The sequence below is a fragment of the Nonlabens antarcticus genome (assembly GCF_015356755.1).
In the GTDB taxonomy this organism is placed as follows: Bacteria; Bacteroidota; Bacteroidia; order Flavobacteriales; family Flavobacteriaceae; genus Nonlabens; species Nonlabens antarcticus.
On sequence record NZ_JADFCO010000066.1, the window covers coordinates 283,081 to 300,370 of the forward strand.

The 17,290-nt window shown below is 38.7% G+C and carries 17 protein-coding genes; 6 read left to right on the forward strand and 11 right to left on the reverse strand.

All coding sequences use genetic code 11. From position 1 onward, the window contains the following. Nucleotides 1-120 precede the first annotated feature (120 nt). From IQ282_RS12450 to lptB, 3 genes are all read right to left on the reverse strand, one after another. Entirely contained in the window at nt 121-399 is a 279-nt protein-coding gene (locus tag IQ282_RS12450; protein ID WP_194852201.1) for a type II toxin-antitoxin system RelE/ParE family toxin, read from the reverse strand. Nucleotides 400-431: 32 nt separating this feature from the next. After that, complete coding sequence (locus IQ282_RS12455) at nt 432-671, reverse strand: hypothetical protein (RefSeq protein WP_194852202.1); 240 nt, start codon at nt 669-671, stop codon at nt 432-434. A 390-nt stretch (nt 672-1,061) separates the two neighbouring features. Further along, entirely contained in the window at nt 1,062-1,808 is a 747-nt protein-coding gene (gene lptB / locus IQ282_RS12460; protein ID WP_194852203.1) for an LPS export ABC transporter ATP-binding protein, read from the reverse strand. 82 nt (nt 1,809-1,890) lie between these two features. On the opposite strand from lptB, the gene IQ282_RS12465 reads away from it, so the two are divergent. The 4 genes from IQ282_RS12465 to IQ282_RS12480 are packed head-to-tail and all read left to right on the forward strand — an operon-like array spanning nt 1,891 to nt 3,573. Then, on the forward strand, nt 1,891-2,121 hold the full coding sequence (locus IQ282_RS12465) for a hypothetical protein (RefSeq protein WP_194852204.1): 231 nt from the start codon (nt 1,891-1,893) through the stop codon (nt 2,119-2,121). After that, nucleotides 2,114-2,701, forward strand: a complete 588-nt coding sequence (locus IQ282_RS12470) for a phosphatase PAP2 family protein (RefSeq protein ID WP_194852205.1) — start codon at nt 2,114-2,116, stop codon at nt 2,699-2,701. The genes IQ282_RS12465 and IQ282_RS12470 overlap by 8 nt, the downstream gene beginning before the upstream one ends. Next, on the forward strand, nt 2,694-3,077 hold the full coding sequence (locus IQ282_RS12475) for a hypothetical protein (RefSeq protein ID WP_194852206.1): 384 nt from the start codon (nt 2,694-2,696) through the stop codon (nt 3,075-3,077). Before IQ282_RS12470 ends, IQ282_RS12475 begins: the two co-directional genes overlap by 8 nt. A gap of 19 nt (nt 3,078-3,096) precedes the next feature. After that, nucleotides 3,097-3,573 carry an HAD domain-containing protein gene (locus IQ282_RS12480; RefSeq protein ID WP_194852207.1) on the forward strand — a complete coding sequence of 159 codons (477 nt, stop codon included), beginning with the start codon at nt 3,097-3,099 and terminating at the stop codon, nt 3,571-3,573. A 102-nt stretch (nt 3,574-3,675) separates the two neighbouring features. Here the strand turns inward: IQ282_RS12480 and IQ282_RS12485 are convergent, their stop codons facing one another. Next, nucleotides 3,676-4,542, reverse strand: a complete 867-nt coding sequence (locus IQ282_RS12485; protein WP_194852208.1) for a carboxypeptidase-like regulatory domain-containing protein — start codon at nt 4,540-4,542, stop codon at nt 3,676-3,678. 21 nt (nt 4,543-4,563) lie between these two features. Further along, the gene (gene meaB, locus IQ282_RS12490) at nt 4,564-5,574 is read right to left on the reverse strand and encodes a methylmalonyl Co-A mutase-associated GTPase MeaB (RefSeq protein ID WP_228547324.1); all 1,011 of its coding nucleotides are present in this window, start codon (nt 5,572-5,574) and stop codon (nt 4,564-4,566) included. Between the two features lie 521 nt (nt 5,575-6,095). Here meaB and IQ282_RS12495 point away from each other — a divergent pair. Beyond that, the gene (locus IQ282_RS12495; protein ID WP_194852210.1) at nt 6,096-6,794 is read left to right on the forward strand and encodes a peptidase associated/transthyretin-like domain-containing protein; all 699 of its coding nucleotides are present in this window, start codon (nt 6,096-6,098) and stop codon (nt 6,792-6,794) included. Between the two features lie 268 nt (nt 6,795-7,062). Here IQ282_RS12495 and secA read toward each other — a convergent pair whose 3' ends face one another. The 6 genes from secA to IQ282_RS12525 all read right to left on the reverse strand — a co-directional run bounded on the left by secA (nt 7,063) and on the right by IQ282_RS12525 (nt 14,456). Next, nucleotides 7,063-10,482: a preprotein translocase subunit SecA gene (gene secA, locus IQ282_RS12500; RefSeq protein ID WP_194852211.1), complete on the reverse strand. Its 3,420-nt coding sequence runs from the start codon at nt 10,480-10,482 to the stop codon at nt 7,063-7,065. A 114-nt stretch (nt 10,483-10,596) separates the two neighbouring features. Continuing rightward, a complete protein-coding gene (locus tag IQ282_RS12505) occupies nt 10,597-10,818 on the reverse strand; it encodes a DUF2795 domain-containing protein (RefSeq protein ID WP_041496311.1) in 222 nt (73 codons plus the stop codon). A gap of 201 nt (nt 10,819-11,019) precedes the next feature. Continuing rightward, nucleotides 11,020-11,592: a cob(I)yrinic acid a,c-diamide adenosyltransferase gene (locus IQ282_RS12510; RefSeq protein ID WP_194852212.1), complete on the reverse strand. Its 573-nt coding sequence runs from the start codon at nt 11,590-11,592 to the stop codon at nt 11,020-11,022. A 683-nt stretch (nt 11,593-12,275) separates the two neighbouring features. Continuing rightward, nucleotides 12,276-12,638 carry a carboxymuconolactone decarboxylase family protein gene (locus IQ282_RS12515; RefSeq protein ID WP_194852213.1) on the reverse strand — a complete coding sequence of 121 codons (363 nt, stop codon included), beginning with the start codon at nt 12,636-12,638 and terminating at the stop codon, nt 12,276-12,278. A 6-nt stretch (nt 12,639-12,644) separates the two neighbouring features. Continuing rightward, on the reverse strand, nt 12,645-13,487 hold the full coding sequence (gene tatC / locus IQ282_RS12520) for a twin-arginine translocase subunit TatC (RefSeq protein WP_194852214.1): 843 nt from the start codon (nt 13,485-13,487) through the stop codon (nt 12,645-12,647). Then, a complete protein-coding gene (locus IQ282_RS12525; RefSeq protein ID WP_194852673.1) occupies nt 13,488-14,456 on the reverse strand; it encodes a KpsF/GutQ family sugar-phosphate isomerase in 969 nt (322 codons plus the stop codon). It abuts the gene before it with no gap. Nucleotides 14,457-14,542: 86 nt separating this feature from the next. Between IQ282_RS12525 and recQ the strand changes: the two genes are divergently transcribed. Next, the gene (recQ, locus tag IQ282_RS12530; protein ID WP_194852215.1) at nt 14,543-16,735 is read left to right on the forward strand and encodes a DNA helicase RecQ; all 2,193 of its coding nucleotides are present in this window, start codon (nt 14,543-14,545) and stop codon (nt 16,733-16,735) included. The last annotated feature ends 555 nt before the right edge of the window (nt 16,736-17,290 follow it).

The window sequence follows — 17,290 nt, forward strand, 5'->3', positions numbered from 1 at the left end:
AATGAAAGCCACTAAAAAAATAGAAAGTGTACCAGTCACCATCTTTGGTACTCAGGTGATCGTGTTAATAATAGCTTAACCAGAAAATTTGTTTAAAAATATTTCTAAAATCGACGCTATTTAAGTGGTGCGATTCATTCTAGTTGGGCTTTGACGGGCGTCAAAAATGTCTATAATCTCAATTTGATTAAGATCTTCATTGATCCAGTAGATAATCTTATAACTTTTGAAAATTAAATATCTCAACTGTTTAGTACGATCATTTAAAGCCAGTTCGATTTGACCAATTAGTGGCTGATCTTTTAAAATTTGAACTTCTGCGACAATTCCATCTATCAATTTCTTTGCGACTCTTTTATTAGAAATTTCTGAATAATGGGTAAAGATTTCAGTCAACATTGTCTTAGAAAAGCTTAGCCAAACAATATTTCTTACCAAGACTTCATCTCTTCAAGCAAATCTTCTTGGCTTATCCAGTGCCCAATCTTTGAATCTTCCATTGACTTATCAATCCTCGCATTGAATTCTTTCATGGTCATGGGTTTGAATCGATCATCTTCTAATATTTTTTGACTGCTTTTAAGCAACTGTTCAATACTTGAAATAACTTCCTCACTTTCAATTTTTAAGAATTGCTGTACGAGTTCGATTTTTCTTGTCTGCAGATCCATGATAGAATAATTTAAATAAAGGTACTAAAATATAATTGTCTTGTACAGGTTGAGCAATCCCTAAAATCCTTAAATACAGAGTTCAGGATTTGAGATGGGGTTCAGATGCAATTTACCGTGATACACATCTCTTAACTTCCACTTTGACAGGCTCAGTGCAAAGGCTCGAAAGAAGGACGATAATTCCTGCTAATTAAATTATTGAATCAAACTTTAACCATTTGTTTCCATTTGGAGAAATGCCACAGGCAATGGATCTCACGCTCAAAAACTCAAACCGTTATGGAGGTTTGCCACTCCACGATTGACGTGGAGTATTCTGTCTTTAGTTCTGGATTTGAGTTCAATTTCCACTACGATTTGGTTTTTGGTTTCAATTCCAAACCACGCCTATTCAAAAATCTTTTTCTTCCTCAATTCAAAGTTCTGACCTAGATAAACCCGGCGTACAACTTCGTCTTCTGCAAGTTCTTCTGGGCTGCCTTGCTTTAGAATTTTACCTTCAAACATCAGGTAGGTGCGATCTGTTATGGCAAGTGTTTCCTGAACATTATGGTCCGTTATCAGGATGCCAATGTTCTTTTTAGTCAGTTGCGCCACGATACGTTGAATGTCTTCTACAGCAACTGGATCTACACCTGCGAAAGGCTCATCCAGCAAAATAAAATTAGGGTTTGTAGCGAGTGCACGCGCAATCTCTGTACGACGGCGCTCGCCACCTGACAATAAATCGCCGCGACGCTTGCGCCTGTCGGTCAAGCCGAATTCTTCCAACAACATATCCCGACGTTCTAATTGTTCCTTTTTAGAAAGGTCTGTCAATTGTAAAACACCCATGATATTATCCTCAATACTTAATTTCCTAAAAACAGAGGCCTCTTGAGCTAGATAGCCTATTCCGTTTTGTGCCCTTTTGTACATGGGATACTTGGTAATTTCGGTTTCATTGAGCCATACCTTACCGGCTGTGGGCTTGACAAGTCCTACCATCATGTAAAATGTCGTGGTTTTACCAGCGCCATTGGGGCCTAAAAGTCCGACAATCTCGCCTTGATTGACTTCAAGGGAAACACCTTTTACTACGGGTCTACCTTTATAAGCTTTCTTTAAATCGTCTGCGGTGAGTTTTTGCTGCATGGTAACAAATTTAGTTTTTCCAATTCTGAATATAGAGTTCTGAATTCAGAATTTCTTAGCTTGCGACATAATACTTACTCATATGCAACTTCCTAGATTCCTGTTGGGAGATAACGTTGATTTTCCCGATGATATTTTTATCATTCACCTGGATTATCCCAGATTTGTGATAAACCTTAAAGATGACGAACTTGAATTTCTAGAAGAGATCGAGAAAAAGGATAAAGAAGAACTGGAAGAAGAAACTAAAGTTCTCATAGAAGAAGCCAGTCGCTTTTACGACGAGCAGATGAATTTTTACGAGAATGAATGATCTGAAAGAGATAGATTGGGAAGCAACCGTTGCCTTGAATGATTGGGGAAATGATGCCGTTGATCTGTTCTTTAACATTGTTACCCATAAATGGTACTCCATACCGTTCTATGTAATTTTACTGTTCTTTTTCTACAGGAAATTGGGCTGGAAAAATACCCTCATAAGCCTCGTTGCTATAGCGATCTTGATTGCTGCCAGTGACCAAATGGCTAATGTATTTAAACAGGGAATCGAACGATTAAGACCATTTAAAGAACCAGCACTGGAAGGAGTCATTTCAAAAGTGGGTCGCAGTGGTGGTACATTTGGCTTTTATAGTGCTCACGCGAGTAGCGCGATTGGCTTGGCAACATTTGTTATTCTAATGTTTTGGAAAAGCAATCGATGGTTGTGCGGCATCACGATTGCCTGGGCGGTACTCGTTGCCTATAGCCGCGTTTATCTAGGTTTACACTATCTGGGTGATATCTTGATGGGTGCTCTGATGGGAATTTTATTAGGTTTTTTGTGCTATCGTTTGTTCGCTTTCGCGAAAGCGAAATACGGATCAAAATCTAACTTCAATCACAATGATTGATTTAACGAAAGCTTCCATCATGCAGGCACTGGAAGCAAACAACCTAGAGCTCTTCTCCACACATAAAAAATTATCGATTCCTATCATTTACCGAATGTCTAGGAAAATGAAAGCAGGTGTCAGATTTGATGACATAAAAGTGTGTGAGAACCTGCTAATCGATGGTCATCATAGATACGTGAGCTCAATACTAGCAGGGAAAACACTGGGCAGAGTTAAATCTTCTAAAACATCTGCAACGAGAGTGTGGCAATGGTCAGAGGTGAATTTTGTCAAAGAAGAATGGGACACTCCAGAAAAAATATACAGTCTTAATGAAGATGATGCGGAATTTAATAACATCAGCCTTGAGAAGTTGATTGAGATCACAAGTTAACTTTTAGTACTTTAGTTCCATGTTGATATATTTAGACATCGATGGAGTAATGGTGCCAGCAAACTCGTGGAGAAAACTTGAGATTTTAGAAGATAGCTTTCCGGACTTCAGCAGACTCGCTACTAAATCGCTCCATAAAATTCTCTCCAGTACAAATGCTACCATTGTTCTGACCACCTCGCACAAACATCATTACACCCTAGAAGAGTGGAAACGAATTTTTGAAGTCAGAGGAATTCCCATGGTAGCAATACACCGACTTCCTGAAAATACCACCAATTCAAATCGAAAAGAGGAACTCTTAAATTGGTTTGATTCTTATGATCTCACCAGTAATTTCATCATCATCGATGACGACAAATCCCTCAATGCCCTACCTGAATTTTACAAGAAAAGATTGATACAAACCAGCGCCTCTGTAGGTTTAACAGAACATCTTGCAGATGAAGCTATTGAGTTAATAACAAGGTTAAAATCGGATGTTACTCCAGAGTGATTTAATCAAGCGCTTTATAAAGAGTTTACACCAATTGATTTCTATAGAGAATTTTTAATTTTTCTAAGTGAAATATGAAGTAGCAGCACCGACCTATATAAGTTAGTTGGTCATCACCAGTTGTAATGCAAGCTCACTTTCCTTCTTATCCTTTGAAAATCGAATATTTTTTTGCCATTTTCCTTTACTATATTGTAAAGTGGTGTTGCTTGTTTGAATATCATTTCGCAAATAAAATGAAGGTTCGTAAGAAATCATCGTTATCTTCTTTCCTGTCTCACGCATCTTTGTTCTGAACTCATATTTATTTGATGGAATAATTAGAAATTCAAAGACTATTACCATCCCTTCCTCTAAAAATCGAATTCGCAAATCAGAAAGGTCAATTTTGGTTTTATGGTTGCCTTTTTCTGCAAGGATGTAAATGGGTTCATTTTGCAAAGCAGTTTTAAAAAGACTGTCTGAGGATTTAAAGAATCTTACTCCAAATTTCGCGTTCTCAACGTCACTACTAGTAGCAATAACTACCGTTTTTAAATATGGGGTTTCTTCATATTCAGGTTTAAATGGTAGATTAGAGCCTATCATCCATGGGTTATCGTAGCATCCAAACGCAACGTTATATCTACTTAACTGTATTTTCCCAAAAGTCTGTTCCTTTTCAACCTTGGGTCTCTTAATCACAACCGCATCCAACTGCTCCACAGAACGATTCATTGTAACAGTAGATTCAAAGGATCTATATGGAACTTCTGACCGCTCATAACCAATAGCGCTCAAAACCAAAGTATCCCCAACCTTCATCACCAACTCAAACCTCCCATTTTCATTAGAGGTCGTTCCAGATGGTGAGCCCTTAATCCAGATATTCACAAAGGGAATGGATTCCTTAGATTGAGAATCTTGAATTTGAACTGATTGCGATAAGGATAGAAAAGGTAGAAATAAAAATAAAAGTCTGATATTCATAAGTGGGGAGCAATTGCCCGATTAATGACCCAATAATAATTCTGCAGCCTCAAAAGCAGTAATTCTCTTCTGTAGAACTTGACTTTCAAGATCTTTGATGCGCTCTTCAATATTAGTTTGATTATAAAACTCTGACTTCAATCTATCTTCTATGGTTTGATGCAGCCAGAATAATTCTTGCTTATCTCTACGCTTTTTAAAATTCCCGTTCTCTATGGTTATTGCAATGAATTCTTTAAGTTTTTCACTCACCTCTTCAATCCCTTCGTTATTGAGTCCGCTGGCGGTGAGAACTTTTGTAGACCAATATTGATTTTTTTGCGGCATGAGATGTAGAGCGTTTTGAAATTCTCGCTTTGCATGTTTTGCTGCAGTTCTATTTTCGCCATCTGCTTTGTTGATGACTATGAGGTCTGCCATTTCCATAATCCCGCGTTTGATACCTTGCAGATCATCACCGGCACCGGCTAGTTTGAGCAATAGGAAAAAGTCCGTCATGCTGTGGACTGCGGTTTCGCTTTGACCCACACCCACGGTCTCTATAATGATAAAGTCAAATCCCGCAGCCTCGCATAAAATGATGGCTTCTCTCGTTTTTCTAGCCACACCGCCCAATGTTGTTCCAGCAGGACTGGGCCGTATAAAGGCCTGATCACTCTTCACTAGTTCTTCCATGCGCGTTTTGTCGCCCAGAATGCTACCGCGGGTGATGCTACTCGATGGGTCAATCGCCAAAACTGCTACCTTTTTACCTGAAGCTATTAATTGCTTGCCTAAAGATTCAATAAAAGTGGATTTTCCAACGCCTGGAACACCTGTGATTCCTAAACGAAAGGATTTTCCAGAGTGGGGAAGGGCCTTGCTCAAAATTCCTTTCGCGAAAGCGGAATCATTTACAGCGGTACTTTCTACTAATGTAATGGCCTTACTTAACGCGCTAATTTTCCCATCCTTTAAATCACTGTAAAGTGCTGAAATGTGAACAGTGCTTTTCGTGCGTTTGAGAAAGGGATTAATGTGGGGAGAATCCAATGGCGGTTTATTAAGATCTAAAGATCGCAAATCTTATGGTAAGTTGCGAATAAGGTTGTGCCTATTGCTGGCTTACATCTGGTTGATGGTTGCGATAATTATTACTGTTATCGAAATCAAGGAGCATATGAAAAGGGGCATGGTAAATTTGTTTTTTATTCTCCTAATCATGAAATAAATACTGAAGGGTAATGAGAGAAATGTGACAGCTATTAGCGGCAAGGTGATAATCTCACCGATGACTTGAAGCGCTTGCGGGCCCCAATTCATAGAAGAAGCAACTACCAACAAACAGAAATAGAATAAAGCGAACACATTGACAATAAAAATAATCTTGTTCAGTTTTGAGCTATTCATAGTTCTCGTTTAATCTATTATATTAAAACTTTTAGTAAAATTAGACGTCCTACATTTATTATCAGATATGATCCTGGGTAATTTATATCATATTATCATACAGTCAATAAAAAATAGTTAGCAGATTGAGTTTTATCAGTAACAATAGTTTCACAATACCCTTAGTGTCAATACTGTTTTTCATTACAGCCAATTCATTATATGCTCAAAGCTTGAAAGGAACTTTGAGTGTAGAAAATATTCCAGTCCAATATATTGTTGTTTCTAACATTTCAAATGGAACTGTAACATATTCAGATCAAGAAGGCTATTTTGAAATTAAAGCACAAGTATTTGATACTGTTTCATTCACATCAATATTCTATAAAACAAAAACCATCGTCCTCAAGGAATACCATTTCGAAGAAAAAATACTGATTAATTTGACGGAAAGTATAAACAACCTAGCTGAGATAACCGTAAATACTCAAAAATTTGACAAAGAAGAGTATAATATGATTCTTGCTAAACAACTAGCTTATGACATTGATAAAAATATGCAAGCCTATGAAACACCGTCAAATGGACTGGTAGATGTTGTAAAGATCATAAAACGGATTAACAAATTGTCGAATAAAAAACAGAAAAAACCGATACAGGAAGAAAATTACGCGTCTTACCCAGAGTTGAGTTCCCTTTTTGAAAAAGCTGTTTTTTTGAACAATAAGAAACTAAATGAGCTACTGATAATTAAGGACGATAGAGTTTCATCATTCTTGGATTTTTGTACTGAAAAAATTAATAAAGAATTACTCAAAGAGAACAATCAATTCCTGTTGCTGGATAGACTAATTACCTTGTCACTTGAATTTGATAGGAATTAATGAATCTAAGTATTTGTTGTATCTAGTGTAATTATACATCAATACCTTTTCTTAGATCTAACCATACTTGATCTTTATAGTCTACTTATCGCTGTCGTAATGTCTGTAGAAATTGATAAGTAACGATATCAAGAATACAGAGACATGCAGACGTACATCGGCACGAAAGTAGATGGAGTTAATCCTTTCACGATCAAAAAAAAGCCTGAACTCTCGTACAGGCTTTGTATAATTATTACGCTTTCGCGAAAGCGAACAAGAACTAATTCTAATGCTTCTCTAAAACCCATTCTCCCTTATTGATCAAAGGAATAGCAGCTTTGTATTTACATTCCTTAGACTCACCTGTCATTACATTCTTGATCGTTACCTGATCGTTGCGACCTATTTTAGGTTGGTCACGAGTAATGGTTTCCGTGATAGGTTGACGTTGCTGTTGCTGACTTGCTCCAGCACCTACAGCTCTAGATTTTGCTGCTTGCTCGTCGCTGTTTAGAATTTCGTCTTTACTGGTAGTTGTCTTTTCTGCTTTTTTCTCTCTTGCCTCTTGAATGGCTCTAGAATCTTGAGTAGGAAGTTCACCTTTAAACATAAATCCTACCACCTCTTTATTCACCTTATCAATCATTTCCTTAAACAATTCAAAGGCTTCAAATTTGTAGATCAGTAACGGATCTTTTTGCTCGTGAACGGCTAACTGCACACTTTGCTTCAACTCATCCATTTTACGCAGGTGCGTTTTCCAGGCTTCATCTATTATAGCAAGAGTGATATTTTTTTCAAAATCAGTTACTAGAGAGCGTCCTTCTGTATCATAAGCTTCCTTAAGATTTGTAGAAACATTCAAAGTCTTCATTCCGTCTGTAAATGGAACCGCGATGCGCTCATAGTTGCGCTCATCATTTTCCACAACGTTTTTAATCACAGGAAAAACCTCAGTCGCTGTACGTTCCATTTTTACCTTATAATGGTCGTAGGCTGCTTTGTAAACAATGGCAGAAATTTGTTTCTCTGTCTTACTCTTGAACTCCTCTTCTGTAATCGGACTGCTCATCGAGAAGTAGCGAATCAACTCAAAATCAAAGTTTTTGAAGTCTTGTGATATCTTATTAGATTCTGAAATGTTTTCTGAAATATCATAAATCATATTGGCGATATCGACCGCTAAACGCTCGCCAAAGAGTGCATGGTATCTACGTTTATAGATTACCTCACGTTGCGCGTTCATTACGTCATCATATTCCAGCAAACGTTTACGAACTCCAAAAGCATTTTCCTCTACTTTTTTCTGAGCACGCTCGATAGATTTAGAAATCATGGAATGCTGGATCACTTCGCCTTCCTTCATTCCCAGTCTATCCATGGTTTTTGCCATACGTTCAGAACCGAACAATCGCATCAAGTTATCTTCTAAGGATACATAAAACTGCGAACTTCCTGGATCTCCCTGACGACCGGCACGACCACGCAGCTGTCTGTCGACACGTCTGGAATCGTGACGTTCTGTACCGATAATAGCAAGACCACCAGCAGCTTTAACTTCTTTAGATAATTTAATGTCTGTTCCACGACCTGCCATGTTTGTAGCGATCGTTATTTGTCCAGGATTACCAGCTTCCGCAACGATTTCTGCTTCACGTTTGTGTTGTTTAGCATTCAATACATTATGGTCAATTCCAGAACGTTGAAGTGTGCGACTCAGTAATTCTGAAATATCAACAGAGGTTGTACCTATCAAAACTGGTCTTCCAGCTTCTTTTAGTTTTGTAATTTCATCGATAACAGCACCGTATTTCTCACGTTTGGTTTTGTAAACTAGATCTTGACGATCGTCACGAGCAATAGGTCTATTGGTTGGGATTTCCACAACATCGAGCTTATAGATCTCCCAAAACTCTCCTGCTTCAGTTACCGCAGTACCAGTCATACCCGCCAACTTTTTATACATACGGAAGTAGTTTTGCAATGTAATGGTAGCAAAAGTCTGTGTAGCATCTTGAATGGTAACATTCTCTTTAGCTTCAATTGCCTGGTGCAGTCCATCGCTGTAACGACGGCCATCCATAATACGACCAGTTTGCTCGTCAACGATCATTACTTGCTGCTCACTAACCGTTTTTATCGCTCCGGTTACTGAGTCTCTTGTTTTTTTGTCCTTAGACATCACCACATACTCCGTATCACGCTCAAATAAGGTATAAGCTTTCAGCAGCTGATTCAACGTGTGAATGCGCTCAGATTTTATCGCAAATTCACGGAAAAGATCCTCTTTGCGTTCTGCTTCTTCCTCTTTAGAAAGTCCAGATTTTTCGATCAAACCTATTTCCACACCTACTTCTGGCATGATGAAAAATTCAGGATCGTCGGCTCCCGATAAGAAATCAAGACCTTTGTCAGTTAATTCTACTTGGTTGTTTTTTTCATCGATCACAAAATACAAATCTGCATCCACCGTAGGCATTTCACGGTTGTTGTCTGCCATGTAATGGTTTTCGGTTTTCTGCAGTAGCGATCTAATTCCTTCCTCACTCAAGAATTTGATCAACGCTTTATTCTTAGGTAATCCACGGAATACGCGCAATAGTTCTAATCCTCCTTCTTTTGTATCTCCTTCTTGAATAAGCTTTTTCGCTTTCGCCAAAGTCTGCGTCAATTCTTTACGCTGCACATTTACGATATCATCGACAGGACGTTTTAAAGTATCAAATTCTTGACGATCTCCTTCTGGAACTGGTCCAGAAATAATCAATGGAGTACGTGCATCATCAATAAGAACGGAATCCGTCTCATCTATTATCGCATAATTAGGTTTGCGTTGTACTAAGTCTGCCGTGGCATGTGCCATGTTATCACGCAGGTAGTCAAAACCGAATTCGTTATTTGTACCATAAGTTATGTCTGCTAGATAGGCACTGCGTCTCTCTGGAGAATTAGGCTTGTGGTAATCGATACAATCGATGCTCAATCCATGAAATTCAAACAATGGTCCTATCCACGCACTATCACGTTTAGCCAGGTAATCGTTCACAGTTACTACGTGAACACCATTACCGGTCAAAGCGTTTAAATATACAGGTAGGGTTGCAACAAGGGTTTTACCTTCTCCTGTTTGCATCTCTGCAATTTTACCCATGTGCATTGCCGTTCCTCCTATGAGTTGAACGTCATAATGGATCATATCCCAAGTGATGGGTTTTCCGGCAGCATCCCAGGAATTTGACCAGACGGCGTGATCTCCTTCAAGGCTTACATAATCCTTGTTAGCACTCAATTCTCGATCCCTAGAACTCGCAGAAACCTTTAGTTCTGTGTTGTGGAAAAAACGTTTTGCAGTTTCCTTCATCACGGCAAAAGCTTCTGGCATAAGATCATTAAGAACAGCTTCCGCTTCTACATAGGCCTGATCTCCTAATTTATCAATTTGTTCATAAACCTCTTCGCGCTTATCAATATTCTGTTCTGCAATTGCATCTTCTTTCAATTGTGCAATTTGTCCTAGCGTATTCGCTTTTGCCTTAGCGATCCTCTCCTTAAACTCAATGGTTTTATGCCTCAGTTCATCTAAAGTCAACGCTTCCATTGCCGACTCAAACGTCAGAGTTTTGGTTGCGGTAGGTTGTAATTCTGCGACGTCTTTCTTTGACTTGTCGCCTACAAATACTTTTAAAACGGAATCTAATAGTCCCATGAATGGTAAATAATTGATTAATAGTCTAATAAGTTAATTAAACTGCTCTTGTAAAGTTCTTAAATTAAAAGCAAAAAAAAAGCCTCTCACGAGACTTTTATAGGGTTATGATGTCTAATATTCATCCTCATTCCAGAGGTAATCATCGTCAGTTGGGTAGTCTGGCCAGATTTCCTGGATAGACTCATACATATCTCCTTCATCCTCAATGGCTTGTAGATTTTCTACAACTTCCAATGGCGCTCCAGTACGGATCGCATAGTCGATGAGCTCATCCTTTTCTGCTGGCCAGGGTGCATCACTCAAATAAGAGGCAAGTTCTAGTGTCCAATACATAATTTTACTCGTTTTATTATTTTGCAAAAATAGACGTATTGCTGAATCTTGCAAGTTTTTTTGATAATTTAAGTTTCAAGATTTAAAAGAGCGGTTAAGCTTCTGGAAATCAATTGTTTTTGCAAAATTGTGAAGTACGTATTTCCATCTTATGACCGCCATATTTTTGAGTAATGTTGTACATATTTCAAAAGGCGCAGTCTAATGTTTTTTAGGAATCCACTTGATCTCTTCTGCTTGTAGATCTTTTGACAATTTGCGTGCCAGCACAAATAGGAAGTCAGAAAGACGGTTTAAGTATTTGATCACTTGTGGATCAATAGGTGAATTTTCATTAAGTGCTGATGCTAAGCGTTCTGCACGACGACAGACTGTTCTTGTGATGTGACAAAATGACACAGAGGGATTCCCTCCAGGCAATACAAAATGGGTCATAGGCGGTAGGTCTTTCTCCATGTTATCCATATTGTCTTCCAGACTAGTGATGTCAGTATCTAATATTTTAGAAATATTAAGTCGCTCTTTTCCGTTTTTGAGCTTTTCTTTCTCAGGTGGTGTTGCCAGTATGGCTCCTATCGTGAACAATCGGTCTTGAATCTGGATAAGAAAGGATTTAATCGCGTCATCAACGGGTTGATCCCGCATCAAACCTATCCAGGAATTTAATTCATCCACGGTGCCATAGCTATCAATGCGTAAATTATGTTTAGAAACTCGCGTTCCACCGAAAAGTGAAGTCTCGCCGCTGTCGCCGGTTTTTGTATAAATTTTCATCGGGTTGTATTAAGTATTAAGTATAAAGAAGTTTTGTGGAGATATCAAGTTAATCGTAAAAATCTAATTGCCAATTATTGATTTGCTGTCGCAAATCGTGATTGTTAATTGCCTTTACCAAATCTCAGATCCCTGATTCCGAATCGCGAATCCCAAATCCCAAACAGAGCGTAAACGTACTTTGCCTGCGGCATGCATTCCTCTTGCAAGAGCTCGTCGGATGCAAGAAAGAAAACAAGTTTTATTTCACTTATTTTAAGGTTGTTGAACTTGCCGTATTTACCGTCTTCCCTGCTAGTGAAGATAAGAGATGGGTGTTCTGGGGAGTTAAAAATAAATTTGAATTTAGGACTATAACAAAGCTACTATCAACCTCAACATATCCGTCCCCCCACAAAGCCGAGATCCTCCTTTCCCATTTCTAGGAAAGGAGTTTTTTCCCTCCTGTGGAAGACCCATTGTTCTTTGGCTTGATTTCCTCTAAAAAAAACCATCGTTTGAAAGTAGAGAAACAAGCTTTATCTAGTTTGTTTTAAGGTTGTTGAAACTATCAGAATTATCGTCTTCCCTGTGAAGTGTTACGATGAGTCAATCGCAGTGGAAGGTGGGGAATGTGAGTTTGCTAGTTTGCTGAAATAAACAATTCATTTCCGATAGAAAGTTCGTTTTACTTAAACCTTAAACTACAAACCAGAAGCCGCTTCCTGCTCCACAGCATCCCAGTATTCATAGGCACGTCTTAAGTGAGGAATTACAATGGTTCCACCTACTAAGGTCGCTATAGAAAGCGCTTCTATCACTTCTTCTTTACTTAATCCAGCCTTGTGACTTTCTTCTAGGTGGTATTTCACACAGTCATCACATCGCAAAACGGTGCTGGCGACCAGCCCCAATAATTCTTTTGTTTTCTTATCTAAAGCACCAGCCGTGAAAGCGTTTGTGTCCAGATTGAAAATTCTTTTGATAATTTTATTGTTGTCTTCCATGATGGCGTCATTCATTTTGGCGCGGTAGGAATTAAATTCTTCTACTATGTTGTTACTCATTGCTGATTATTGAGATTGTTTTGCTAATTTTCTTTTTGCTCGTGCTTCTCGGCGCAATACAAATTTTGAGATATAAATACTAATCTCATATAATATAAGGACAGGAATTGCTACTATAACTTGGCTTGCAATGTCTGGAGGTGTAATAATGGCAGCGACTATCAGTACAATTACTAATGCAAACTTGCGGTACTTGCGCATTCCTTCTGGAGTGGCCAGTCCTATTTTTGTTAGGAAGTAAATAATAATAGGAAGCTCAAAGAGAATACCGCTGGCAAGGGCACTGGCCCTGATGTAAGCAATATAACTCTGTATACTGGGTTGGGTCTGGACAAAATCACTTAGTTGATAAGTCAACATAAAGTGGACCGACAATGGCGCGATGACATAGTACCCAAAAACGACCCCTATAAAAAATAGAATGCTACTCACGATAATGAAACCGCTGCTATACTTGCGTTCTTGGTTTTTTAATCCTGGAGAAATAAAGCGCCAGAACTGCCATAATACGTATGGAAAAGCAACAACAAAACCTACAGTAATAGAAGTCCAAATATGAACACTGAACAAATCTGACATTTCTCGTGACTGCAGAATAAAGTTGAATTGTGGATCACAAAACTCACTCTCGATACCAAAGAACCTACCTATTCTACAGAAGAATTCGTAGGTAACAAAATCTTTTTTAATAGGCCCAAACATGACCGTATCAAAAATAAACTTACGTGCAAAAAAGGCTGCCGTGGCACCCATAAGAATACCTATGATGGAGCGTATCAAACACCAGCGCAGTTCTTCCACGTGGTCTAAAAAAGACATTTTATTTGGGTCAACTTTTTTACGTGCCATCTAAACGATTCCTTCTCTAATAACATCATGAATATGCACGACACCATAATATGTACCACTTTCATCAACAGCAATCAATTGAGAAACGTGTAGTTCTTCCATGAGTTCGCGGGCTTGTATTGCCATAGAATCTGCAGTTATGGTTTTGGGATTGCTACTCATGATGTCTTTTGCGACCAGGCTATCAATGTCCTTGTAACTTGTGAGCATGCGTCTCAAATCTCCGTCGGTAATGACGCCTAAGACTTTCTCACTTTCCACAACAACTGTCATTCCCAGCATATTTTCAGAGATATTCACGATCACTTCTCGCATAGAAGTTTCCAGGCCCACTTGCGGTTTACTACGTTGCTGCGTTAAATCACCTACTCTTAAATATAATTTTTTACCTAAAGCACCGCCAGGATGATATCTAGCAAAATCTGCATCTGTAAATCCTTTAAGTTCGAGAAGGCTTATTGCAAGTGCATCACCTATGACTAATTGCACTGTGGTACTGGTAGTAGGAGCAAGGCCATTGGGACATGCTTCTTCTTGAATGGGAGCATGCAGCACAAAATTAGCTTCCGTTCCCAGAAAGGAATCCCGATTACTGGTGATGGCAATTAATTTATTACTGAAATTTTTTATGAGCGGCACCAGTACTTTGATTTCCGGTGTGTTTCCGCTTTTAGAAATGCAAACGACTACGTCATTTTCTTGAACGATTCCCAGATCTCCATGGATGGCATCTGCGGCGTGCATAAATATAGCTGGTGTGCCGGTTGAGTTCATCGTTGCTACGATTTTCTGTGCGATGATAGCACTTTTCCCTATCCCAGTAACGATGACTCTGCCTTGCGAATTGTGGATGTGTAGTACCGCTTTCGCGAAAGCGGAATCCACCACATTTTCCAGCTCCTTAACAGCATTTGCCTCAATACGGATGGTGCGTTTTGCGACTTCTAAAATCTTATCTGCGGTACTCAATGGCATTTCAAATTTTATGTATTTGTATAAAACGAATTTAATCGTAAATTGTAGCATACAAAGATAAACAAAAAGAGAGCAGCCGTATGGCATTTAAGCATTCTGGATTACAGGAAAACCTGAAGAAATACTTCGGTTTTGACCAGTTTAGAGGACTTCAAGAAAGTGTAGTAACCTCATTATTAAACAAGGAAGACGTATTTGTGATTATGCCTACCGGTGGTGGGAAATCGCTATGCTACCAGTTGCCTGCATTAATGCAGGAGGGTACCGCAATTATCGTGTCGCCATTAATCGCATTAATGAAGAATCAGGTGGATGCGATACGTGGTATTTCTGATCATGATGGCGTTGCACACGTACTTAATAGTAGTCTTACCAAAGGAGAGATCCAGCAGGTCAAAGAAGATATTGTGAGTGGTGTGACTAAATTATTATACGTTGCTCCTGAATCATTGACAAAAGAAGAATATGTCGAATTTCTCAAGGAGCAAACGATTTCTTTTCTAGCAGTGGATGAAGCGCATTGTATCAGCGAATGGGGACATGATTTCCGTCCAGAGTATCGAAACTTGCGCAGAATTATCGATCGCATAGGTGATAATATTCCGATAATAGGGTTGACGGCAACCGCAACTCCTAAAGTCCAGGAAGATATTCTCAAAAATCTACAGATTCCCAACGCGACTACTTTCAAAGCGTCCTTTAATAGACCCAATCTTTATTATGAAGTGCGGCCCAAAACAGATCAAGTAAACTCTGATATTACTAGGTTTATCAAACAAAATGAAGGTAAATCCGGGATTGTCTACTGCCTTTCTCGCAAGCGTGTAGAGGAGTTGTCGCAGATCTTACAAGTAAACGGAATTAAAGCGGTGCCCTACCACGCCGGTCTCGACGGAAAAACCAGAGCTCTACATCAGGATAAATTCTTGATGGAAGATGTGGATGTGGTGGTTGCAACCATCGCTTTCGGGATGGGAATCGATAAGCCAGATGTAAGGTTTGTGATCCATAATGATATTCCTAAAAGTATAGAATCCTATTATCAAGAAACCGGTAGAGCAGGTCGCGATGGTGGTGAAGGCCATTGTCTGGCTTACTACAGCTATAAGGACATTGAAAAATTAGAAAAATTCATGTCAGGTAAACCTATTGCAGAGCAGGAGATAGGACATGCACTTCTTCAAGAAATGGTAGGTTATTCTGAAACCAGTATGAGTAGGCGTCAGTTTATTCTGCACTATTTTGGTGAAGAATTTGACCCAGCAACTGGGCTGGGTGGTGATATGGATGATAACATGCGCAACCCTAAACCACAACGAGAAGCTATTGATGAGGTTAAAAAACTCATAAGCGTGGTAGATGCTGCTGGAGAGCGTTATAAATCTAAGGATATAGTGAAAATTCTAGTAGGTAAAAGCAATGCCATGATTGCTAGTCATAAGTTGGATACTCATGAATATTTTGGTAGTGGTGATAATCATGAGCCGGCATTCTGGACAGCTTTAACCAGACAGGTTCTGGTAGCGAGATATTTGCGCAAGGACATTGAATCCTACGGAACACTCAAAGTGACAGATGCAGGACGGGATTTTCTAAAAACAGGAAATTCCTTTATGATGAGCGACGACCATACTTATAATGTGGATTCTAATTCTATAGTAAGTGCAGGCAATGAAGCTGCACTTGACGAGAATCTTGTCAAAATGTTGAAGATGCTGCGCAAGAAAGTTGCAGATCAGAAGAAAGTACCACCATATGTAGTATTTCAAGACCCTTCTATTGATGATATGGCAACAAAATATCCTATTACTCTCGAAGAGTTGGCAAATATAAATGGAGTAGGAGAGGGAAAAGCAAAGAAATTTGGTAAGCAATTTGTGGAATTGATCTCACAATATGTAGAAGATAACGATGTAATGAGAGCTGACGATCTTATCATAAAATCTACGGGAACTAAAAGTGGGAATAAACTTTATTTCATAACAAGCATCGACCGTAAGCTTTCTTTTGAAGATATAGCAGATGCTAAAGGTATGGAGATGGTGGATCTAATCAAGGAATTAGAAACTATCGTTTACAGCGGTACAAAGCTAAACGTAGGTTATTGGGTGGATGAAGTTCTTGATGATGATCAACAAGAGGAGCTTCATGAATATTTCATGGAATCTGAAAATGATAATATACGTGCTGCAATGGACGAATTTGATGGCGATTATGAGGAGGAAGAAATCCGCTTGTATCGATTGAAATTTATTAGTGAGGTGGGGAATTGATTAACGATGAGAGATGGAGCAATTTTTGATTTTTAGATTTATTTTTTTGGAAGCTGATTGTTCAGTACTGATTTTGTGAGTCTGATACAGGTTTTAGATAGCCTCATATTTACAAAAATATATATATTTCCAGCGGCTAGGATTACTTCTTTCGATGAAGTCTAACACTATGTCGCTAGTGAACCAATCACCATATATGGTTCTCATCTTTCATTGAATAAATTCTTATTTTAATTGAGAAGATAGAGACAATACAGTATCAAAAAAAAACTCAGTTCAAGACTGGCTTCAGTTTTAATGCAGACCTCATTACTTTCGACAATTCTCCAGCGGAGTAAGTAAAATTTGATTTGATTTGAAGTTTTATTGAAAATATTTCTACAGCTAGGACGAATATTTTTTAGTGAAGGCTCACACTATTTGTCGGCGAATTAAAACTTTTTCTTGATTCTTATAAAAAACGAGAGTCGGGAAAGGGAACTCGCCAGTATAATCATGATACCATAATTGTATTTTAAGTATAGCTCATTATAAGTGTAACTCGTTAATTGACAG